We start from the raw sequence: 21,390 nt of genomic DNA on the forward strand, positions 1-21,390 counted from the left end.
GGTTCCGGCCGGAAATCAGCTCTCGTCGGCGGGCTCCAGCACGAACACCGGGATCTCGCGCGAGGTGTTGCGCTGGTACTCGGCGTACGGCGGGAAGGCGGTCACGGCCCGCTCCCACCACTCGGCCTTCTCCTGGCCGGTGATCTCCCGGGCCCGCATGTCCCGCCTGACCGGACCGTCCTGCAGCTCGACGTGCGGGTCGCCCTTGATGTTGAAGTACCAGACCGGGTGCTTCGGCGCGCCGCCCTGCGAGGCCACCACCGCGTACGACCCCTGGTGCTCCACCCGCATCAGGGGCGTCTTGCGGATCTTCCCGCTCTTCGCACCCCGGGTGGTCAGGATGATCACCGGCAGCCCGGTGTCGCGGAGCGTCGTCCCCTTCGTCCCGCCGGAGCTCTCGTACAGCTCGACCTGTTCGCGCACCCACTGCTCGGGGCTGGGCTCGTACTCACCCTCAAGAGGCATGGGATCCGTCTCCTTCATCGGTTTCGCCGGTCCAACGGCTGACTGCCACTGGTCTCAACGTCGGTACCCGCGTGGATCATCCCCATCCGGGCCCGCTTCACCCGACGGGGTGATCACGTTCCGGCGCCCGGTCGGCCGGTGCGCGGCGTCCCGGGCGCTCTCCCGGTAGCCGACGTAGGCTGGACAGCGACCCCGGGGGCTCTGCACTTCGGCCAGATCCCACGCGTCACCGATGTGGCCGAACGTGTCATCGTCATATAGGTGCCTTGGGCATCTAATGAAGATCGGCATGACGCACTCTTCGTCTGCGAGGTCTCTCCCATGACGGAACTGACGGACACGAACGGCCCGGCCCCGGCCGGACCCGTCGCCTTCCCCCAGGACCGCACCTGCCCCTACCATCCGCCCACCGGATACGACCCGCTGCGTGACGGCCACGACCTGTCCCGCGTCACCCTCTACGACGGCCGCGAGGTGTGGCTGGTCGCCTCGCACCAGACCGCCCGCGCGCTGCTGGCCGACCCCCGCCTCTCCAGCGACCGCCGCCGCGAGGGCTTCCCGGCGCCCACGCCCCGCTTCGCGGCCAACCGCAACCGCCGGGTGGCCCTGCTCGGCCTGGACGACCCCCAGCACCAGCAGCAACGCCGGATGCTGATCCCGCCGTTCACCGTCAAACGCGCGGCCGAGTTACGGCCCTCGATCCAGCGGACGGTGGACGACCTGCTGGACGCGATGGTCGCACAGGGCCCGCCGGTGGAGCTGGTCTCCGCCTTCGCGCTGCCCGTGCCGTCGACCGTCATCTGCGGCCTGCTCGGCGTCCCTTACGCCGACCACGAGTTCTTCGAGGAGCAGTCCCGCAGGCTGCTGCGCGGTCCGGCTCCGGCCGACACGGAGGATGCGCGCGAGCGGCTGGAGGAGTACCTCGGCGGACTCGTCGACGGCAAGGCGAAGCAGGCCGAGCCGGGGGACGGCGTCCTCGACGACCTCGTCCGGCGGCATCTGCGCGACGGTGTCCCGGACCGCCAGGAGATCCTGTCGCTGGCTCTCATCCTGCTGGTCGCGGGCCACGAGACCACCGCCAACATGATCTCCCTCGGCACCTACACGCTGCTGCGGCACCCCGAGCGGCTGGCCGAGCTGCGCGCCGACCCGGCGCTGCTGCCGGCGGCCGTCGAGGAGCTGATGCGCATGCTGTCCATCGCGGACGGGCTGCAGCGTGTGGCGCTGGAGGACATCGAGGTCGCCGGCCACACGATCCGGGCCGGAGAGGGCGTGCTCTTCTCCACCTCGGTGATCAACCGGGACGCCTCCGTGTACGACGAACCCGACACCCTCGACTTCCACCGCCCCGCCCGCCACCACGTGGCGTTCGGCTTCGGCATCCACCAGTGCCTCGGCCAGAACCTCGCGCGCACGGAACTGGAGGTCGCCCTGGGCAGCCTGTTCCGGCGGCTGCCCGGGCTGCGCCTGGCCGCCCCGGCCGACGAAATCCCCTTCAAACCCGGCGACACGATCCAGGGGATGCTGGAACTCCCCGTGACCTGGTAAGAGGCTCAGCTCATGCACACCGACATCAAGATCGACATCGACAAGGACGCCTGCATCGGAGCCGGCCAGTGCGCGCTGACCGCACCGGGCGTCTTCACCCAGGACGACGACGGATACAGCACCCTGTTGCCGGGCCGCGAGGACGGAGCCGGCGACCCGATGGTCCGGGAGGCGGCCCGCGCCTGCCCGGTCGGCGCCATCACCCTCTCCGGGGCCGCCGACTGACGGCCCGGCGACCGCGGGAGGAGCGGCCGGGCGCCAGACGGCCCGGCCGTTCGGGGGTCTGCCGAGCCTGACGACCTCTCGCCTCCGGAGGACCGGCCCGGTGCCGACGACCCGGCGGCCCCGCGGGACGGGCCGGTGCCTGACGGTCCGTCCCGCCACGGGAGCGGGCGGGGCCGCGTCGGTAGGGTGCCCGGATGAGCGAACACGCCGGGAAGCCCTTCCTGTACGTCGTCGTCTGCGCCGCCGGGATCGCCGCGGGCGTGACCGAGCTGATCACCGCCGCACAGGAGCGCGGCTGGGACGTCGGGGTCATCGCGACACCGGTCGCCACGGGCGGGTTCTTCGACACCGCCGCCGTCGAGGCGCGCACGGGCCGGCCCGTGCGGTCGGCGTGGCGCTCCCCGGCCGACCCGCGCCCGTTCCCGCCGCCGGACGCCGTCGTGGTGGCACCCGCCACCTTCAACACCCTCAACAAATGGGCCGCGGGCCTCGCCGACACCCTCGCCGTCGGAACCCTGTGCGAGGCCGCCGGCCTGGGCGTACCGATCGCCGTCCTGCCCTGCGTGACCGACGCGCTGGCCGCCCATCCCGCCTATGGGGAGAGCCTCCTACGGCTGCGCGGGATGGGTGTCCGCTTCGGCGAGCGCTGCACCGGGGACCCGGGAGCCGACGGCGACCGGCCGCGGTTCCCCTGGGAGCGAGCCCTGGACCTGGTGGAACGGCCCTGACGGCGGGTCGGCGCCGGCATGGCGCCGCGGCGCGGTGCCGTCAGGTCGACCGTGACGGCGTGCGTGGCCTTGGCCCGCGGAGCGGTGAGCGAGGATGAGCCGACGGCAGGACCGTCGGGCGGCTCCCACGCCGGACGGTCACCTGGGGGCAGCCGCCCGCACGTCCCCGTGTGCCTTGCGGACGTACTGCGCGCTGCCCGGAGTGGAGACGTCGCGGTCCCGGCGGACGATGCTCAGCCGCCCGCCCCAGCCGGCGACGGCCGAGCGCAGCCCGCCGTCGGTGTACTCGATGTCCACGACCCGGTCGTCGAACGCCTTCGCGTACACCCCGCATTCGTCGTACTGCCCGCACTCCTCGGCCACCGCGAAGTCCAGCCCGGCCCGCCCCCGCAGGCCGGCCAGTTCCGCGGTGTTCTTCTGGGCGATGGCCAGCCGCCGGGCGTGCGCGTGGCGGGAGAGCAGGGACATGAACGCGGTCGCGTCCCCGGCGGTGAGCAGGTGGTGGGAGCGGGTGTAGCTGTCGTAGTTGTCCGGCTCGACGGCGTCGAAGCCCTTCTCCGCGCAGCCGTCGATCCACCGGTTCACCCGCTTCGCCACCCGCTCCCGCTTGGCCGGGGTGCGCAGGTCCAGCAGCGGCTCGTTCCAGTCCTCGTCGATGACCACCTCGCCGTGCGCGTCGCGCAGCAGCAGGTCGGCCGGCCAGGAGGCGCGTTCGGCCGGCTGGGCCTGGAAGGCGTTGACGTAGCAGATGTTGTACAGGCCGGGGGCGGGGGAGTCGGACCGGTCGCGGCTGACGATCCGCACGCCCTTCGGCGGGGGATAGGCGCCGCCGATCTGGTAGTCGAACCCGGCGTTGCGGGGCGGCAGCCGCACGGCGGCGGGCTTGGTTGAACCGTCCTTCCCCCCGCCCGCGGAGCCGCAGCCGGCCAGTGCCGGCACGGCGACGACCACGGCTGCTGACAAGGCGGCCAGGGTCCGGCGGGAGCCCATGGCACGCGACACACCCTTCGGGGGCAAGTCCGCTCCATCCTGCCCACGCCGGGCGGCGCGGCACGTGTCAGGATCAAATCGCCCGCACGCTCGCCCCGTCAAGTCGGCTCCGGGCCACGCCGTAGGCTCGGATCAGACCATCGTCCCGAAGGCAGGAGCAGCAACGATGCAGTACGTGAAGCTCGGTTCGACGGGCCTGGACGTCTCGCGGATCTGTCTGGGCTGCATGACCTACGGGCTGCCGGACCGCGGCACGCACGAATGGACCCTCGGCGAGGAGGCCTCCCGCCCGCTGATCCGGCAGGCGCTGGAGGCGGGCATCAACTTCTTCGACACCGCCAACGTCTACTCCGACGGCACCAGCGAGGAGATCGTCGGCAAGGCCCTGAAGGACTTCGCCCGGCGCGACGAGATCGTGCTCGCCACCAAGGTGCACGGCCGGATGCGGCCGGGCCCCAACGGCGGCGGACTGTCCCGCAAGGCCGTCATGAGCGAGATCGACCACAGCCTGCGCCGGCTCGGCACCGACTACGTGGACCTGTACCAGATCCACCGCTACGACCACGCGACTCCGCTCGAGGAGACGATGGAGGCGCTGCACGACCTGGTCAAGGCGGGCAAGGTGCGCTACATCGGGGCGAGTTCGATGTACGCGTGGGAGTTCTCCAAGGCGCAGTACACCGCCGAGCGGCACGGGTGGACGAAGTTCGTCTCCATGCAGAACCACTACAACCTGCTCTACCGCGAGGAGCAGCGGGAGATGCTGCCGCTCTGCGCGGACCAGGGCGTCGGCGTGCTGCCGTGGAGCCCCCTGGCCAGGGGCCGGCTGACCCGGGACTGGAACACGGTCACCGGGCGCAGCGCCACCGACGCCTTCGGCAGCCGCCTGTACCAGGAGGGCGACCGCGCGATCGTCGAGGCCGTCACCCGGATCGCGGACGACCGGGGCGTACCGCGCGCCCAGGTGGCCCTCGCCTGGCTGCTGCATCAGGACACCGTGGCCGCGCCGATCGTCGGCGCCGCCAAGCCGCGGCACATCGAGGACGCGGTGGCCGCCGTCGAACTGGAGCTGAGCGACAAGGAGATCGACGAGTTGCAGCGGCCCTACACCCCGCGCGCGATCAGCGGCCACTGACCGGTCGGTGGGGTCCGTGCGGTGCGAACTCCGTGCCGCACGGACCGGCGCCCCCGTTCGCCGGCAGTTCCACCCGCTCGCCGGACATCGTCAGCGTCCGGTGGTACGCCCCGACGCGGGTCCCGGCGCATACCGGACGGGCGAGCGACCGTAATTGCCGAAAAAAGGATTCCTTTGACTTCGCGTCAATAAGCAATGGGTTCCCCGGCGTATTGCCGAAAATGGGGAGCTGTCTTGTTACCGCGAGTCGGACTGTGTAAAAGTGTGCGCTGTCGGCGCACGCTCGCCATACATTTCCCGCTGTGCGTCAGGCTGTTCCCCGTACACCCCCCACGCTTCAAAAGAGCTGCCTCAGGTGGACGTCCGGGCTGCCTCACGACGTCGCCACACCCTTTGGTACGGACCATTTCCGTATCTCGTCTGGAGGAATGCAGCCGTGCATGAGGCAGGCATGTCGGACGAGCAACTGAGTGCCGAACTGAAGAAGTGGACGGGCACGGCACCCGCGCTCCACCCCGTCGGCGAACTCCTCGACCGGCACTGGGAACCGGCCCTCGCCTACGCCCGGCTGTGCACCGACGGCCCGCATGCCGCCGGGATACTCACCACCGCCACCTTCACCCGCCTCTTCGGCGAATCGCTCCGGCACAACGGCCCGACCGCCGCCTGGCGCCCGGAAGTGCTCGTCACCGTCCGCCGGATAGCGGCCGAATGGGAGACCGGCGAGCGCCGGGAACTGCTGCACCCGCGGCTGCGGACGGGGGACGGCACCGGCGAGCGCGCCGCCGCCCGGCTGCTGCCGCCGCCCGAACGGCGGCTGCTGACCCGCGCGTTCCAGCGGGTGCCCGCCACCTCCCGCGCGGTCCTGTGGCACATCGAGGTCGAGACCGAGCCCCCGGCGGTGCCCGCGGTCCTGCTCGGCCTGGACGAGGAGGGGGTCGGCGTCGAACTCCAGCGGGCCCGGGAACGGCTGCGCGAGGAATGCCTGCAGGCGCACCGCGAACTCGCCCCCGACGCGGAGTGCCGGCGCTATCTGCGCATGCTCGACGTGACCTTCCGGCGCGGCGCCGTCGACATCGACCCGGATCTGAGCCGGCACCTGGCCGGCTGCCCGCACTGCAGCCGGACCGCCGAACAGCTCGCCCGGTTCAACAGCGGCCTCGGGACGGCACTGGCCGAGGCGGTGCTCGGCTGGGGCGCCCACGCCTACGTGGAGTCGCGGGTCAGCCGCGCCGAGGCGCCGGCCGAACCGCCCCCCGCCCCCGCCGCCGTGGTGCCCGTCGCCGGCGAGGCCTTCGCCTTCACCGGGACGCGGGCCGCCGGCGACCCCGCGCGGCCGGCCGGCCCGCCCGACTCCGCCGCTCCCCGCCGCTCCGGGCACCGGGCCGGCCCCGCCGCCGGCCGCCGCTCCGCGCAGCGGGCGGAGCCGGCTTCCGGTCGATCCGGACGGGGGGCTGAGCCGGCCTCCGGTCCTTCCGGGCGGGAGGCGACGTCGGCCTCCGGTCCTTCCGGGCGGGAGGCGACGTCGGCCTCCGGTCCTTCCGGGCGGGAGGCGACGTCGGCCTCCGGTCCTTCCGGGCAGCGGGCGGAGCCGGGCCCCGGTCGTGCCGGGCAGCGGGCGGAGTCCGCCGCGTCTCGCCGTTCCTCGCGGGGGACCCGGCCGGCCGCCGGCCGTTCCGCGCAGCGCGCCGCCCGCCGCGTCCGGCGCCGCAATCTCGCCCTGGCCGTCGTCACCGTCGGCGGCCTGGTCGCCCTGCCACTGGTGCTGTGGTCGGTGCTCGGCTCCGGTGACGCGCCGTCTTCCGGTCCGGGCGGCGGCTCCACCCCGGCGCCGGGCAAGGTCTCGGCCTCCCCGGGCGCGTCCTGGGCCGGTACGGGCGGGCCCCAGGGTGCCCTGCACGGCCGGCTGCGCAACCTCGCCTCCGGCCTCTGCGTCGGCATCGTCGGCGGGAAGGCCGTCAGGGGCGCCGAGACCGAACTCACCGGATGCTCCGCGGCCCCGAGCCGGCAGTGGACGTACGAGACCGACGGACTGCTGCGCAACGCCGCGGCCCCCGACCTGTGCCTGGACTCCCGCCTCGGCTACTCGGTCCGTCTCGCCCCCTGCACCGCCACCGGCTCGGCCGCCCGGAGCATCCGCTACGACTTCACCCTCCAGGGCGCGCTCATACCCCGCTGGAACCAGGAGCTGGCCCTGACCCCGGCCGCCACCGACGGCTCGGGCGCGCTCGTCCTCAAACTGCGCGCCACCGGAGCCGCCCAGCGCTGGTCCGTCGACCCCGCCGAAGCCGACCTGGAGATGCAGAACGTCAACTGGGGCGGCGACCGGGCTCTCTCACCCCCGCCCGCCGCGGCATCCGCCGGCACCGGGGCCTCGCCCGTGCCCGAGGCCTCCCGGCCCGCCCCGACGGCCTCCCGGTCGGCCCCGGCACCGGACCCCGCCCCGACCGCGACCGGCCCGACGTCCGCACCGCCCGCCACCGTCCCCCCGTGCGCCGCGCACCCCTACCACTGCGGCGGAGGGCGACGGCACCGCTGAGTTCAGTGGTGGTGCGGTGGGGGAGGGATCGTCTCCAGCCCCGGAGCCGGTTCCGGCCACACCAGCAGCACCGGGCAGGGCGCGTGGTCGACGGCGAACCGGACGGCCGGGCCGAGACTCTTCGGCCCGAGCCGGGACCGGTCCCCGTCCCGGGCCAGCACCAGCAGATCGGCGCCCTCGGCGGCGGCGACCACCTCCCGCTCGACCCGGCCCGACCGCTCCTCGGTCGCACAGGGCCGGCCGAGCCGTTCGGCCGCCGCGGCCAGGAGTTCGGCCGCCGAACCGGCGCCGAGCGCGTCCATCAGGTCGCCCGGGTCGCTTCCCCAGGACCCGTCCGCGCGGTGCCCCGTCGAGCGGCCCCGGCCGAGCAGCCCCGCGAACGCGCCGTGCGCGAGCCCGGGCACGTCGGGCCCGCTGACGTGCACCAGCACCACCTCCGCGGTCTGCGGCACATGGCCGCGCACGGCATCCACGCAAGCGGGCCAGGTGCCCTCGACGAGCCAGGCGATCACACGCATCCCGCGGCCTCCCTCGGTCTGTGCAAGGGCCCTCGGCAAGCCCTCAGAGAACCTGCAGCGACCCCCACAGTGCCACCACCGCGACCGTGAGGGAGGACGGCACGGCGATCAGCCCCAAGCGGGTGAACTCCCCCAGATCCACGTCGTGCTCGTGCTGGTGCAGGATCCGCCGCCACAGCAGCGTGGCCAGCGACCCGGCGTACGTCAGGTTCGGGCCGATGTTCACGCCCAGCAGCACCGCGAGGACCGCGCCCGACCCCGCGGGCGCGGCCAGCGGGAGCAGCACCAGCACCGCGGGGAGGTTGTTGATGAGGTTCGCCAGCACGGCGGCCAGCGCGGCGATCCCGAGCAGCGCGGGCAGCCCGGTGCCGGTCGGCAGGACGTGGGAGAGCGCGCCGGCGAGCCCGTTGTCGACCACCGCCCGCACCACGACGCCGAGCGCCAGCACGAACGCGAGGAAGGCCGGCGACGCCGCCCGTACCACGGCCGGCACGGTCGCCGTCCCGCGCAGCAGCGCCCGCCCGGCCATCACCAGTGCTCCGGCCGCGGCCACCCAGGCGGGCTCCACGCCGAACGCCGACGCCACCACGAACCCGGCCAGCGTGCAGGCGACGGTCACCAGCGCGAACACGGGGGTGCCCGGCGCCTCGCCGGTCCCCTTGGCCGCCGGGGCCGCCGCCGCGAGATCACGGGCGAAGAACCGCCGGAACACCACGTACTCGACGCCGATGGCCGCCAGCCACGGCAGTGCCATCAGCGCCGCGAACCGGGTGAAGCCGAGCCCGCTCGCCGCGAACGCGAGCAGGTTGGTCAGGTTGGACACCGGCAGCAGGAGCGAGGCCGTGTTCGACAGGTGGGTGCACGCGTACACATGCGGCTTGGGCCGTACGCCGGTCCGCGCGGCCGTGGCGAACACCACCGGCGTCAGCAGCACGATCGTGGCGTCCAGGCTGAGTACGGCGGTGATGACCGACGCCAGCGCGAAGACCGCCGTCAGCAGCCGCACCGGACGCCCCGCCGCCCAGTCGGCCATCCACGCCCCGCAGGCCCGGAACAGCCCCTCCACGTCGCAGAAGTGGGCGAGCACCAGGACGGCCGCGAGGAATCCGACCACGGGGCCGAGCCGCTCCGCCTCGGCGCGGGCGTGGTCGAGGGAGATCGCGCCGGTCGCGACCGCGACACCGGCGGCGGGGACGGCCATGACCGCCTCCGGCAGGCCGAAAGGCCGTACCACGGCCCAGGCGAGAACGGCGACGAGCAGTACGACGGACAGGGCCTCGGCGAGCGGGGTGTTCAGGGCGGGTCCTTCCCGGGATGATCGAGGTGGTGCCCGCCCATGAAAACAGACGACGCCCCACGCGCTAGGAGGAGCGGGTGCCCGCCGCGCCCAGGAACTCCTCCCAGCCACCCGCCGGGGACCGGCCGGGCGCGAGCGTGCGCAGCGAGCGCAGCACCGCGGGGTCCTGCGCCTCCAGCCAGGCCACGAGCTGCTTGAAGGAGACGAACCTCACGTCGTCGTACTGCGCCATCCGCTCGATGGCCTCCTCGACGGCGTCCATGTATATGCCGCCGTTCCAGCGCTCGAAGTGGTTGCCGACGAAGAAGGGGGCGCGGTTGCCGTCGTAGGCGCGCCGGAACCCGGCCAGATAGGTGTCCCGGGCCTGCGCGCGCCAGGCGCCGTAGCTCGCCCGGTCGCCGAGCGGGTTTCCGCCCGACTGGTTGAACATCATGTTGTAGTCCATCGACAGCACTTGGAAGGAGTGGCCGGAGAACGGTATGGACTGCAGCGGGAAGTCCCAGATCCGGCCGCCCTGCACCTTGCCCGGCCAGACCTGCAGGCCGCCGGGGGAGCTGGCGTCGTACTTCCAGCCGAGCGCCGCCGCCGTGGGCAGCAGCGCCGCCTGCCCCTCCAGACAGGGGGTACGGCCGCCGATCAGCTCCTTGCGGTAGTCGAAGGGGAGCGGGTCGAGGTCGGTGAAGCCGGTGTTGGTCCGCCACTGGGTGACGAAGCCGACCGCCTGCTCGATCTCGCTGCGCCACTCGGCCGGGGACCAGTTGCGCACGCCGGACGCGCCGCAGAAGTGCCCGTTGAAGTGGGTGCCGATCTCATGGCCCTCCAGCCAGGCCGCGCGCACCTGCTGCAGGGTGGCGTGGATGTGCCGGTCGGCGAGGTAGCCGATGGCGGAGGCGCCGACCGGGTGCTGCGGCGGGCGGTACAGGTGCTTCTTCGACTCGGGCAGGGTGTAGATGCCGCTGAGGAAGAAGGTCATGCCGGCGCCGTGGTCGGCGGCCACCTTGCGGAACCGGGAGAACAGCTTGTTGCTCAGCTCGCCCGCGCCGTCCCAGGAGAACACCACGAACTGCGGTGGCCGCAGGCCCGGCCGCAGCCGCTCCGGCTTCGGCTGGTGCGGCTGGGCGCCGGTGTCGGCGGTGGAACCGTCGCCGATCGGCTTCACCGGCCGGGCCTGCGCGGTGCCCTTGCCGTCCGCCGGGTCCGGTCCGTCGACCGAGAGGCCGGTGCCGGAGTGGCAGGCGCCCAGCGCGCCCAGGGCGCCCGCCGCCGCCCCCGCCGTCAGTACCCGCCTGCGTGTGATCCCGCTCATCGTCTCCCCGAATCCCTCTTCGCGGCCCCTGCGCGAGGCCTGTTCGCCGTGCGGTCGGGGGGTTCGATGACGGCGGGGAGAGGAAAGATCGCGGCTGCCGGTGCCTGTTGCCGTCCTGTGACAGTCGGGGCGCCGGCATGGCGGACCCCGCCGCCCGGGGAGTGGGGGCGGCGGGGTGCGCGGGTCTCAGGGGAGTGGGGCCGGCGGGTGCGCCGGCCGGTTCGCCCGGCCGGTCAGGGAGCGGTGCCCGGGCTGAGCACCGTCAGGCGGACGGACGAGGAGTTGCCGGACACCGGCACCGGCCCGCCCGACCAGGCCACCTTCAGGTGATCGCGCTCGTCCGGCGGGGTGACCAGCAGCGCGGCCGGGGTGGCCGTCCTGGCGCCGCTGACGCCCGGGTTGGAGAAGGTCAGCCCGGCCCAGGCGCTCTGTCCGGGCTTGAGGCTGACCGTCACCGGCGAGCCCGGCTCCCGCTTGGGGTCGGCGCCGAGGGTGCCGCCGGAGCCGTTCACGAAGGCCGCGCCCGGATAGCCGTGCAGCGTGCAGGTCCGGGCGGACCTGTTGGTGAACACGACGGGGAAGTTCTCCTGGCCGGCGCCCGGGTCGTTGCGTCCCACCGAGGCGCGCAGCTCGGAGGTGTGGCATCGGGAGCTCGCGGCGGCCGGGACCGTCTTCCCGCCGCCCTTGGCCGCCGAGGGCGCCGTGGACGCCGATCCGCCCGGGGCGGAGGACGAGGCGGCGCCGGCGGAGCCGGAGGCATCGGGGGACGTGGGCGCCGCCGGGTTCTTCGAGGTGTCCGTCGCGGGTGCCGCCGTGCCCGGGGCCGTGATCGGTGGGTCGCTGTGGACGTCCTGGCCGTTGCCGCAGCCGGTCAGGAGGCCCAGCACGGCGACCGTGCCGACGAGCAGGGCCCCGTGCCGTGCGGACCGGGGTGTGTACGCCATGTCGCTCAACACTCCTGGATCTTCGGGGCACGTGATGTGCCGCGTGCCTACGGCGCCGGGTGCGCCGTCATTGCGGTCCGATGCGCCCGACGCCGGAAAAGTTCGGAACGCACAGGGTTCTTTTCCCCGCCTCCACCCTGGAATCCGCCTCGTTCAGGACACGCGCAGCGAACGGAGTACCCGGTCGGTGGCGTCACCGGTCCCCCGCTGGCGTACCTGCACGTACACCTGCGGCTGCGCGGCGCCCCCCGCCGGGGCCAGCGCCGTCTCCGTGACCGAGCCGCCGTCGGGGCAGCCGCTCCAGGTGCGCACCAGTCCGTGCCAGTCGGCGTCGGTGAAGGTGCGTCCGCCCGAGTACCGGCAGCCGGCGTGCGCGAGGGCCTTCACCCCGGCGGTGACGTCACCGTGCTCGCTGACCCCGACGAACACCCCGTCCACGGCGGCCCTCAGATCGGGCCAGCGCGCCAGATCGTCGGCCACGACCAGGCCCGGCTCGTGCCCGGTGGGCAGCCCGAGCGCATGCGGGTCCCAGCCGGCGCCGCGCAGCTCACGGCCCCAGCCGGCGGGCACCTCGAGGACCACCCGCCCGGTGGCGTCGGTGATCCGGGCCGCGTCCGGCGTGCCACCGCCGCCGCGGTGGACCATCGCGGTCACCCCCACCGCGGCGGCCGTGGCCGCGAGGACGGCGGCGAGCGCCAGCGTCACGGTGTCGAGCCGGCCGCGGACACCGTCCAGCCGGCGCGCGGACCGCACCGCCGGCGCCCCGGCCGCCAGCCGGTCCAGCTCCTGCGCGAACGCCTGCGCGCCGGGCCAGCGTCTCTCCCGGTCCGGCTCCAGCGCCCGCAGCAGCGCCCGCGCCACGTCCGCACCGAGGTCCGGCCGCAGCCGCCCGGGCGGCACGACCCGGCCCGGCGGCCCCGGCACGGTCCCGGTGACCAGCTCGTAGCCGACCGCGCCCAGGCTGTAGACGTCGGCCCGCTCGTCGATGCCCTCTCCGGGCTCGGCCTGCTCCGGCGGCTGGTAGCCCGCCGAGCCCGCCGCCAGCGTCAGCACCGAGGCCTGCGCGAGGCTCTTCGCCAGCCCCAGGTCGGCCAGCAGCACCCGCCGGGTGCCGTCCGGGGCGGTGTGCAGCAGCACGTTGCTCGGCTTGATGTCGCGGTGCACGATGCCCGCCTCGTGCAGTGCGGCGGCGGCGCGTGCGGCCTCCGCGGTCAGCGCCAGGGCGTCCCGCACCGGCAGCGGTCCGCCGGACAGCAGGTCGGCGAGGGTGCCGCCGTCCGCGTACTGCATCACGAAATACGGTCTGCCGTCGGGGAGTTCACCGATGTCGTAGACCTGCACCACCCGGCCCGAACCGGCCCGGCGCAGGTGCCGCGCCTCGGACAGGAAGCGCTCCCTGATGTCGAGCCGGTGCGCCCAGTTGTCGGCGAGGACCTTCACGGCCACCGCGGCCTGCAGCTCGGGATCGTGGGCGAGCCACACCGTGGCGAAGCCGCCGGTGCCCAGCGGCCGTTCGAGACGGTAGCGGCCGATCCGCTCCGGGGAGTGCATACGACTATCATGCCTGCCCTGAGATCGACTCGAAGGGGGACCCTTCCGTGCAGGACCAGGCGCCGATGGAAGAACTCGCCCGGCGCGCCGCCGCCGGCGACGGCACGGCCCTGGACCGGCTGCTGAGCGAGATCCGGCCCGAGGCCCTGCGCCGCTGCGCGCGTTTCCTGCCCTGCCGCGAGGACGCCGAGGAAGCCGCCCAGGACGTGCTGCTCCAGGTGGCCCGGCACATCGGTGCCTTCGAGGGCCGCAGCCGTTTCGGCACCTGGCTGTACACGGTGGTCGCCAACTGCTGCCGGCAGAAGTACCGCGAGCTGAAGCGGCGGGCCGCCGAACAGCCCGCGGCCATCGAGCCCTCCCACGCCGTGGACCCGCGCACCACCAGCGTCATCGCCGGCTCCAGGGTGGACCTCCTGGAGGCGCTGGACCGGCTGGAGCGGGAGCATCCGCATCTGGTCGCGCCGCTGGTCTACCGCGACATCTGCCAGCTGGAGTACGCCGAGGTCGCCGAGCGGATCGGCATCCCGCTCGGCACCCTCAAGTCCCGCCTGCACGAGGCCCGCAGACAGGTACGCCCCTGGCTGACGGCCTCCTGAGGGCCACCGGACCCCGGGCGGCCCTGCGTCGGCCCCGCCACCGGATCCCGCGCGGGCGGTCTCCGCCCCGCCACCGGTCTCCGCGCGGGCGGTCTCCGCCCCGCCATCGGTCTCCGCGCGGGCGGTTCCCGCCCCGCCATCGGTCTCCGCGCGGGCGGTCTCCGCCCCGCCATCGGTCTCCGCGCGGACGTTTCGGCCCGCCATCGGATTCCGCGGGCGGTTTCGGCCTCGCCGTCGTCTCCGCGGGCCTGCGTCGGCCCCGGCACCCGTTCGGCGGCGCCGGTGCCCCGGCACCCGCTCCGCAGCGCCGGTGGCGGCCGGGGTCCGCCGGCCGGGTCGTCCCCGGGGGCGGTGGCTCTCGTGCCCGCCCGCTCGGCCGGGACCGGAACGCCCGGCCTCCTACGCGGGCTGATCGTCGCCCTCGTACAGCGGCAGTTCCGCCCAGATCGTCTTGCCCTCCGGGGTGTGCCGGCTGCCCCATCGCTGGGTGAGCTGGGCGACGAGCAGCAGACCCCGGCCGCCCTCGTCGAAGATCTTGGCGCGGCGCAGGTGCGGGGCGGTGGGGCTGGTGTCGGAGACCTCGCAGATCAGCGTGGTGGTGTCGTGGATCAGCCGCAGCCGGATCGGGTGGGCGCCGTACCGGATGGCGTTGGTGACCAGCTCGCTGACCACCAGCTCCGCCGTGAAGGCGGCCTCGCTGAGCCCCCAGGCGTCCAGTTGCCCGACGACCTGCTTGCGGATCGGCGCGACCAGTGCCGGGTCGGCGGGTACCTCCCAGGTCGCCACCCGGGAGGCGGGCATACCCCGGGTCCGGGCCAGCAGCAGCGCCACGTCGTCGGCGACCCCGGCCCGAGGCAGCAGGGTGTGCAGGATCCGGTCGCACGTCTCGTGCAGCGAGTCCTCGTGCGCCCTGATCGCCTCGAACAGCAGGTCCCGGCCGGCCTCCGGGTCCCGGTCGCGGGACAGCAGCAGGCCGTCCGTGTAGAGGGCCATCACGGTGCCCTCGGGCAGTTCCACCTCGGTGGACTCGAACGGCAGCCCGCCGAGGCCCAGCGGGGGACCGGCGGGCAGGTCCAGCAGGCGCGGCTGTCCGCCCGGCGTCATCAGCACGGGCGGCGGATGCCCGGCGCGGGCCAGTGTGCAGCGCCGGGACACGGGGTCGTAGACGGCGTACAGACAGGTCGCGCCGACCTCGCCGGGGCTGCCGTCGCCGCTGTGCTCGTCCGACAGCCGCAGCACCAGGTCGTCCAGGTGGGTGAGCAGCTCGTCCGGGGCCAGATCGATGTCGGCGAGGGTGCGCACGGCCGTACGCAGCCGGCCCATGGTGGCCGAGGCCTGGATGCCGTGCCCGACGACGTCCCCGACGACCATCGCGACCCGCATCCCGGACAGCGGGATCACGTCGAACCAGTCCCCGCCCACCCCGGCCCGCGCGGCCGGCAGATACCGGGAGGACGCCTCCAGCGCCGCCGTGCGCGGGAGGGTGCGGGGCAGCAGACTGCGCTGGAGCGCGAGGGCCGTCTCCCGCTCCCGCGAGTAGCGGCGGGCGTTGTCGATGCAGACGGCGGCGCGCGTGGTGATCTCCTCGGCCAGCAGCCTGTCGTCCGCCGTGTACCCGTCCGGGCGGCGATGTCGGGTGAAGACTGCCACGCCCAGGATGAGCCCGCGGGCCTGAATGGGCACCGACATCGAGGAGTGGATACCGAAGGCGCGCACCTGTTCCCGGCGCGCGGTGTTCCAGGTCAGCCACTGGGCCATGTCGCCCCCGGCCACCGAGGCGATGATCGTGTGGCCCGCGGTGAGCGAGTCGGCCTGCGGGGAGCCGGCCGGGTACCGCTCGGTCTGCCCGGGCCGCATCACCGCCTCCGGCACACCGTCGAGGGCGGACCAGTGGGCGGCCCGGCGCAGGGTGAGCGGCGCGGTGATGCGGGCCGGGGGCTCGCCGCCGTAGTCCTCGGGGTCGAGCAGGTCGACGGTGACGAAGTCGGCGAGCGCGGGCACGCACATGCGCGCCAGCTCCTGCGCCGTGCGGGTCACGTCGAGCGTGGTGCCGATGCGCATGCTCGCCTCGTTGACGAGCTGCAGCCGCTGGCGGGCGCGGTGGCTGTCGGTGACGTCGTGCGCGGCCAGACAGACGCCCCGCACCCGGCCGTCCGCGTCCCGGACCGGTGCCATCCGGGCGAGCCAGGCGTGCGCCCGGTCCTCGCCGCCGCCGCGCATGAAGGTCTCCATGTCCAGCGACCGGCCCGTGGCCAGCACCTGGAGCATGCACCGCTCGAGCTCCTCGCTCTGCGGACGGCCGCCGATCTCCGAGGGCCGCAGTCCTCGCAGCCGCTCCTCGGGAAGGCCGACGACGACGGCCATCTGGTCGTTCATCCGGCGCAGCCGCAGCTCGTCGTCGTACACGGAGACCGCGCACGGAGACTGGATCAGGGCCGCCTCGGCGAGCGGATCGCCCGCGGGCGGCGGTTCGGCGGCCGTGAGCGGGGTGACCACGAGCCAGTCGCCGCCGCGGTCGTCACGGGCCGGCCGGCGGTGGGCGAGCAGCCACACCGACAGGGTCCGGCCGTCGCGGTGGCGCAGCCCGACCGTGCCCTGCCAGCGCGACCCCGGCGGCATGGGCAGCGCGCCGCCCCCGGCCAGCAACTCCGCGGCGGGCCGGCCCACGACGGTGTCGGCCGGGTGGCCGAGCAGGCGCCGGGCACCCTCGTTCCACTCCAGCAGCGTCCCGGCGTCGTCGATGACAGCCCGGGCCGTCGCCGCGTCGTCGAACGGATAGACCCGGCTCATCGTCGCCGCTCCCAAACGCACACTCACAGTGAACAGATGGCATCACTCGGGTCCCAGGGTAGTGCTTCCCGCACTTCCGTGGACCGTGTCCACCGGCCCGCTGTACGACGGGCCGAACAGAGCCGGGCCCTGTCCACCGGCCCGCCGTACGAGGGGCCGAACAGAACCGTGCGGCATATTCGGCCGATGTGCCGGCGCGTGCGGCCGTGGAAGTACGACCCCTTGACGGTCGCATGTGTCGATCCGTCAGAATCTGTTCGGTCACGATCAGTTGTGAGTATTTCTGGGCCCTGATGAGGGAGAGCCACGCATGACGGTCACGCGCAGGTCGGTTCTGGCCGCAGCCACGGCAGCGCCCGCGGCCCCGGCGATCCTCGGCATCGCGGCGGCCCCGCCGGCCCGCGCGGCCGGTGCCGGGGGACGCCGTACCGTGCCCCTGCGCGACGGTTGGCGCTTCGCACTGACCGACCCGGACGGCGGTGCGGACCCGGCCGGCTACGCCGGGGCGGCCGACCCCGGCTACGACGACTCCGCCTGGCGTGCGGTCGCGGTCCCGCACGACTGGAGCATCGAGCAGACGCCGACCACCGACCACGGCACCACCGGTGGCACCGGCTTCCTCCCCGGCGGCCTCGGCTGGTACCGGCTCGCCTTCACCCTCCCGCCCGGGTACGCCGGCCGGCGGATCTCGGTGGAGTTCGACGGCGTGTACATGGACTCGTACGTCTACTGCAACGGCGCCGAGGCGGGCCGCCACCCCTACGGCTACACCGGCTTCGCCCTCGACCTCACCGGCCTCGTCCACACCGACGGCCGCACGCCCAACGTGCTCGCGGTCAAGGTGCGCAACCGCCTGCCGAGCAGCCGCTGGTACTCGGGCAGCGGCATCTACCGCGAGGCCCGCCTGGTGATCACCGAGCCGGTGCACGTGGCCCGCTGGGGCACCCGTGTCACCACCCCGGAGGTCTCGGCCGACCGCGCCCTCGTACGGGTGCGCACCCTCGTGCGCGACGACTCCGGCGCCGGGACCGACGTCCTGGTGGTGTCCCGGATCACCGGCCCCGACGGACGCACCGCCGCGCGCACCTCCACCACCGTCACCGTCTCCGGCGAGGCCGCCGAGACCCACGAACTGGTCGTCCGCGGGCCCCGCCTGTGGGACTTCGCGACCCCCGGACACCGCTACACCCTGCACACCGAGCTGCGCGTGGCCGGCCGCGTCACCGACACCTGCCGCACGGACTTCGGCATCCGCACCTTCCGCTTCGACCCCGAGGAGGGCTTCTCCCTCAACGGCACCCACGCCAAGATCAAGGGCGTCGACCTGCACCACGACCAGGGGGCGCTCGGCGCCGCGATCAGCATCGACGCGGTCCGCCGGCAGATGCGCATCATGAAGTCGATGGGGGTCAACGCCCTGCGCACCTCGCACAATCCGCCCTCGCCGGAGATGATCCGGGTCTGCGAGGAACTGGGCATCGTGATGATGGTGGAGGCCTTCGACTGCTGGCGCACCGGCAAGACCCGGTACGACTACGGCCGGTTCTTCGACGAGTGGTGCGAGAAGGACGCCACCGAGATGGTGCTGGCCGCCCGGAACTCACCCGCGGTGGTGCTGTGGTCCATCGGCAACGAGATCCCCGACTCCACGTCCACGGCCGGGCTCGCCATGGCCGACCGGATCATCGGCGCGATCAAGGCCGCCGACGACACCCGGCCGGTGGTCATCGGCTCGGACAAGTACCGCAGCGTGCCCGCCGCCGGTTCCCCGGCCGACCGCATGCTCGCCAGGCTCGACGGACTGGGCCTGAACTACAACACCGCCAGGTCGGTCGACGCGCTGCACGCCGCGTACCCGCACCTGTTCCTCTTCGAGTCCGAGTCCTCCTCGGAGACCTCGACGCGGGGCGCCTACCAGGAGCCGGAGCACCTGAACACCGGTGAGAACCACACGCCGGGCAAGCGGGAGGTCTCCTCCTACGACAACAACCTCGCCTCCTGGACGATGAGCGGCGAGTACGGGCTCAAGAAGGACCGGGACCGCAGGTGGTTCGCGGGCCAGTTCCTGTGGTCCGGCATCGACTACATCGGCGAACCCACCCCGTACGACGTCTTCCCGGTCAAGGCGTCCTTCTTCGGCGCGGTCGACACCGCCGGCTTCCCCAAGGACATGTACCACCTCTTCAGGAGCCAGTGGACGGCCGAGCCGATGGTCCACCTGCTGCCGATGACCTGGAACCACGAGCAAGGCGACACGGTCGAGGTCTGGGCGTACGCGAACGTGCCCTCCGTCGAGCTGTACCTCGACGGAGAGTCACTCGGGGTCAGGGAGTTCGACGTCAAACGGACCACCGACGGGCGTGCCTATCTGGAGACCACCGAGGCGTCCGGCGACGACAAGACCTTCACCGACGGCCCCTGGCCGGGCAGTTACACCAGCCCCGGCGGCAGCGCGGGCAAGCTGCACCTGATGTGGAAAGTGCCCTACCGGCCAGGCGAGCTGAAGGCGGTGGCCCGGCGGGACGGCAAGGTGGTCGCCACCGACGTGCTGCGTACCGCGAGTGCCCCGCACGCCGTGCGCCTGACCGCCGACCGCACCTCCCTCCCCGCGGACGGGCGTTCCCTGGTCTTCGTGACCGCGGAGATCGTCGACGCGCGCGGGGTGGTCGTGCCCGACGCCGGGCACCTCCTCACCTTCGAGGTGACCGGTGGTTCCCTGGCCGGCGTGGACAACGGGCGCGAGGAGAGCGCCGAGCGCTACCAGGCGAGCACCCGGACCGCCTTCCACGGCAAGGCCCTGGCGCTCGTGCGGGCGGGCACCGGGGCGGGCCGGCTGACGGTCACCGCCGCCGCGGCGGGCCTGCGGACGGGCACCGCCCGGGTACACACCACACCGGCCCGCCAGGGCGCCGTCACCCCGGCCGCCGTCTTCCCGCCCGGCCACCCCGAGCCGCCGAACCACCCGTACGCCGACGCCAGTTACTCCGGACGTCCGGACACCCTGCCCGCCGCCATGCTCGACGGCGATCCGGCGACCGGCTGGTCGAACGCCTTCGCCAAGCCGGCCACGGCCCTGCTGCCGGCCTTCACCGGGGCGCGGGCGACGGACTGGGTGTCGGTCGACTTCGGGCGGGTCCGGACCGTCGACCGGCTGGCGGTCGCCTTCACCGTCGACGCCACGCACGCGCTGCCCGCGAAGGCCGACGTCGCCGTGTGGGACGGGCGGGCCTACGTGCCGGTCACCGGCGCGCGGACCCGGTGGGCGGACGCGTCGGACAGCCCGAGCGTGATCACCTTCGACGCGGTACGCGGCTCACGGATACGGCTGACGATGACGAGCGCTCACCCGGGCGAGGCGAAGGGAGCGCTGCGCATCAGCCGGCTCGACGTCTGAACGGACGGAAGCGAGCCGCACCGCGGGGCCTTGCGGTGCCCCGGGCGGGGTCTCATGACCGCTCCTCTGACCGCGAAGTAGGCGTCCAGCCGACGGTGCGCCGCGGTGAACGGCCGGTCGTCGCGGTCCTCCGCGCGGACGTCTGGTGCGCCGCGCCGACCGGGCGGGGACAGCGACGTGAGGATGTGGCCGGCGGGCGTGACCGCGGCGGTCGGCAGCAGGTCGCCCAGCGGGCTCGGGTGGACGGTGTGGACCGTGCGCGCGTTCACGGCCGCTCCTTCCGCGGCGGTCGCGTGCGGTTCGCGGGCCTGCCTCGTGCTGTCGGGTCCGGTGCGCCGGGCACCGGGTGACCGGCGGAAACCGGACATGGCTCTCGGGCCTCGCAGGTACCGGGGGAGCAGCCCCGTGACCTGCGGATATTTACGTGCGAGTACCCCAGCGGTACCGTGAGGGCATGCCAGCCCTCAACGTGGAGTTCAGCGAACGGGAACTAGAGGACCTGCGGCAGATCGCCAAGGAGCGCGGTACGTCGATGAAGGCCCTGGTGCGGGAGGCGGCCGCCGCCGACATAGCCCGGCACCGCGCCCTGCAGGAGGGGGCGCGGGAGTTCCGGCGCTTCTTCGCCGCACACGCCGAGGAGTTCGCGGCGGCCTTTCCCGACGACGAGCCCTCCGCACGGGGCGAGGCCGCCTGAGCGATGGCCGCCGTCATTCACATCGACGTCCCGTGGCTGCTGCAGCGGCACGAGGAAGTCCTGCCGGGCCAGCCCGCGGTGGACGACTTCTCCGCGCTGGTCGCCGCCGTCGCCCGGCACCGGGTGGACCCGCCCCGGCTCGGCGTCGACTCCGACCCCGCCTGGCGCGCCGCCGCCCTGCTGCACACCCTCGCCCTGCTCAAGCCGCTGCCCGCCGCCAACGCCCGCTTCGCCTGCGCGACGGCCGTGGCCTACATGTTCGTCAGCGGCGTCGGCATCGATCCGCCCTACGGGGCCCTGGTCGACCTCGCCCGCGACCTGATCTCCGGCAAGACCGACGTGTACGGCGCCGCCGACCGGCTGCGGTCCTGGCAGATCTGAACCGGCCGGGCCGGCCGGTCCCGTCCCCTCGCGGGTGACATCGGCCGACGGGGGAAGCCGCCGGGGCCGCCGGCCGAGGGCGGGAGGAACGGGGCCGGCGGCCGCTTCGCGCGCGGGAGAGCCGCCGTCCCGCACGGGGCCTTCGAAGAGGGCCGGCACCCAGTCCACTCCGGTGCGCCCGTACCCGGGAGCGTGCGCGGCCCGCCGATGCGTGCGTTCGCTTCACACCGGGCGCACGGGAAATCGAATGCGCCGGTGGTCGGCGCCCGCACCGGGTCTCCCTGACTTT

18 protein-coding genes are annotated in these 21,390 nt (G+C 73.9%); 9 read left to right on the plus strand and 9 right to left on the minus strand.

What is annotated here, in order from left to right; genetic code table 11:
* Positions 1-15: 15 nt before the first annotated feature.
* Positions 16-465, minus strand: a complete 450-nt coding sequence (locus ABVB68_RS08330) for a nitroreductase family deazaflavin-dependent oxidoreductase (protein WP_353600236.1) — start codon at positions 463-465, stop codon at positions 16-18.
* A gap of 321 nt (positions 466-786) precedes the next feature.
* Here ABVB68_RS08330 and ABVB68_RS08335 point away from each other — a divergent pair, with 321 nt between their 5' ends.
* The 3 genes from ABVB68_RS08335 (at position 787) to ABVB68_RS08345 (ending at position 2,966) form a co-directional block, all read left to right on the plus strand.
* Entirely contained in the window at positions 787-2,013 is a 1,227-nt protein-coding gene (locus ABVB68_RS08335) for a cytochrome P450 (protein WP_353600237.1), read from the plus strand.
* Between the two features lie 12 nt (positions 2,014-2,025).
* On the plus strand, positions 2,026-2,238 hold the full coding sequence (locus ABVB68_RS08340; RefSeq protein ID WP_503006038.1) for a ferredoxin: 213 nt from the start codon (positions 2,026-2,028) through the stop codon (positions 2,236-2,238).
* A 194-nt stretch (positions 2,239-2,432) separates the two neighbouring features.
* Complete coding sequence (locus tag ABVB68_RS08345; RefSeq protein ID WP_353600238.1) at positions 2,433-2,966, plus strand: flavoprotein; 534 nt, start codon at positions 2,433-2,435, stop codon at positions 2,964-2,966.
* A gap of 138 nt (positions 2,967-3,104) precedes the next feature.
* On the opposite strand, the gene ABVB68_RS08350 is transcribed toward ABVB68_RS08345, so the two are convergent.
* On the minus strand, positions 3,105-3,956 hold the full coding sequence (locus tag ABVB68_RS08350; protein WP_353600272.1) for an endo alpha-1,4 polygalactosaminidase: 852 nt from the start codon (positions 3,954-3,956) through the stop codon (positions 3,105-3,107).
* Between the two features lie 166 nt (positions 3,957-4,122).
* Here ABVB68_RS08350 and ABVB68_RS08355 point away from each other — a divergent pair, with 166 nt between their 5' ends.
* Positions 4,123-5,091, plus strand: a complete 969-nt coding sequence (locus ABVB68_RS08355) for an aldo/keto reductase (RefSeq protein WP_353600239.1) — start codon at positions 4,123-4,125, stop codon at positions 5,089-5,091.
* 451 nt (positions 5,092-5,542) lie between these two features.
* On the plus strand, positions 5,543-7,630 hold the full coding sequence (locus tag ABVB68_RS08360) for a ricin-type beta-trefoil lectin domain protein (protein WP_353600273.1): 2,088 nt from the start codon (positions 5,543-5,545) through the stop codon (positions 7,628-7,630).
* A 2-nt stretch (positions 7,631-7,632) separates the two neighbouring features.
* Here the strand turns inward: ABVB68_RS08360 and ABVB68_RS08365 are convergent, their stop codons facing one another.
* The 5 genes from ABVB68_RS08365 to ABVB68_RS08385 all read right to left on the minus strand — a co-directional run bounded on the left by ABVB68_RS08365 (position 7,633) and on the right by ABVB68_RS08385 (position 13,246).
* Positions 7,633-8,148: a universal stress protein gene (locus ABVB68_RS08365; RefSeq protein ID WP_353600240.1), complete on the minus strand. Its 516-nt coding sequence runs from the start codon at positions 8,146-8,148 to the stop codon at positions 7,633-7,635.
* Positions 8,149-8,191: 43 nt separating this feature from the next.
* Positions 8,192-9,349, minus strand: a complete 1,158-nt coding sequence (locus ABVB68_RS08370; RefSeq protein WP_503006039.1) for an SLC13 family permease — start codon at positions 9,347-9,349, stop codon at positions 8,192-8,194.
* Between the two features lie 160 nt (positions 9,350-9,509).
* Positions 9,510-10,751 (minus strand): polysaccharide deacetylase family protein, encoded by a 1,242-nt coding sequence (locus tag ABVB68_RS08375; protein WP_353600241.1) that lies wholly within the window; start codon positions 10,749-10,751, stop codon positions 9,510-9,512.
* A gap of 233 nt (positions 10,752-10,984) precedes the next feature.
* Positions 10,985-11,695, minus strand: a complete 711-nt coding sequence (locus ABVB68_RS08380) for a DUF4232 domain-containing protein (protein ID WP_353600242.1) — start codon at positions 11,693-11,695, stop codon at positions 10,985-10,987.
* Positions 11,696-11,848: 153 nt separating this feature from the next.
* The gene (locus ABVB68_RS08385) at positions 11,849-13,246 is read right to left on the minus strand and encodes a serine/threonine-protein kinase (RefSeq protein ID WP_353600243.1); all 1,398 of its coding nucleotides are present in this window, start codon (positions 13,244-13,246) and stop codon (positions 11,849-11,851) included.
* Between the two features lie 47 nt (positions 13,247-13,293).
* Here ABVB68_RS08385 and ABVB68_RS08390 point away from each other — a divergent pair, with 47 nt between their 5' ends.
* Positions 13,294-13,842: an RNA polymerase sigma factor gene (locus ABVB68_RS08390; protein WP_353600244.1), complete on the plus strand. Its 549-nt coding sequence runs from the start codon at positions 13,294-13,296 to the stop codon at positions 13,840-13,842.
* Between the two features lie 399 nt (positions 13,843-14,241).
* Here the strand turns inward: ABVB68_RS08390 and ABVB68_RS08395 are convergent, their stop codons facing one another.
* Complete coding sequence (locus tag ABVB68_RS08395) at positions 14,242-16,632, minus strand: SpoIIE family protein phosphatase (protein ID WP_353600245.1); 2,391 nt, start codon at positions 16,630-16,632, stop codon at positions 14,242-14,244.
* Positions 16,633-16,942: 310 nt separating this feature from the next.
* Between ABVB68_RS08395 and ABVB68_RS08400 the strand changes: the two genes are divergently transcribed.
* On the plus strand, positions 16,943-20,026 hold the full coding sequence (locus ABVB68_RS08400) for a glycoside hydrolase family 2 TIM barrel-domain containing protein (protein WP_353600246.1): 3,084 nt from the start codon (positions 16,943-16,945) through the stop codon (positions 20,024-20,026).
* On the opposite strand, the gene ABVB68_RS08405 is transcribed toward ABVB68_RS08400, so the two are convergent.
* On the minus strand, positions 19,975-20,295 hold the full coding sequence (locus ABVB68_RS08405; protein WP_353600247.1) for a hypothetical protein: 321 nt from the start codon (positions 20,293-20,295) through the stop codon (positions 19,975-19,977). The two genes, ABVB68_RS08400 and ABVB68_RS08405, sit on opposite strands and share 52 nt — an antisense overlap.
* Positions 20,296-20,480: 185 nt before the next feature.
* Between ABVB68_RS08405 and ABVB68_RS08410 the strand changes: the two genes are divergently transcribed.
* Together ABVB68_RS08410 and ABVB68_RS08415 are read left to right on the plus strand one after the other, a co-directional pair.
* Positions 20,481-20,720, plus strand: coding sequence for a hypothetical protein (locus ABVB68_RS08410; protein WP_353600248.1), 240 nt, complete (start codon positions 20,481-20,483; stop codon positions 20,718-20,720).
* A gap of 3 nt (positions 20,721-20,723) precedes the next feature.
* Positions 20,724-21,101, plus strand: a complete 378-nt coding sequence (locus ABVB68_RS08415; protein ID WP_353600249.1) for a toxin Doc — start codon at positions 20,724-20,726, stop codon at positions 21,099-21,101.
* Positions 21,102-21,390 lie beyond the last annotated feature (289 nt).

Source organism: Streptomyces sp. NPDC096012 (assembly GCF_040426375.1).
Classification (GTDB): domain Bacteria; phylum Actinomycetota; class Actinomycetes; order Streptomycetales; family Streptomycetaceae; genus Streptomyces.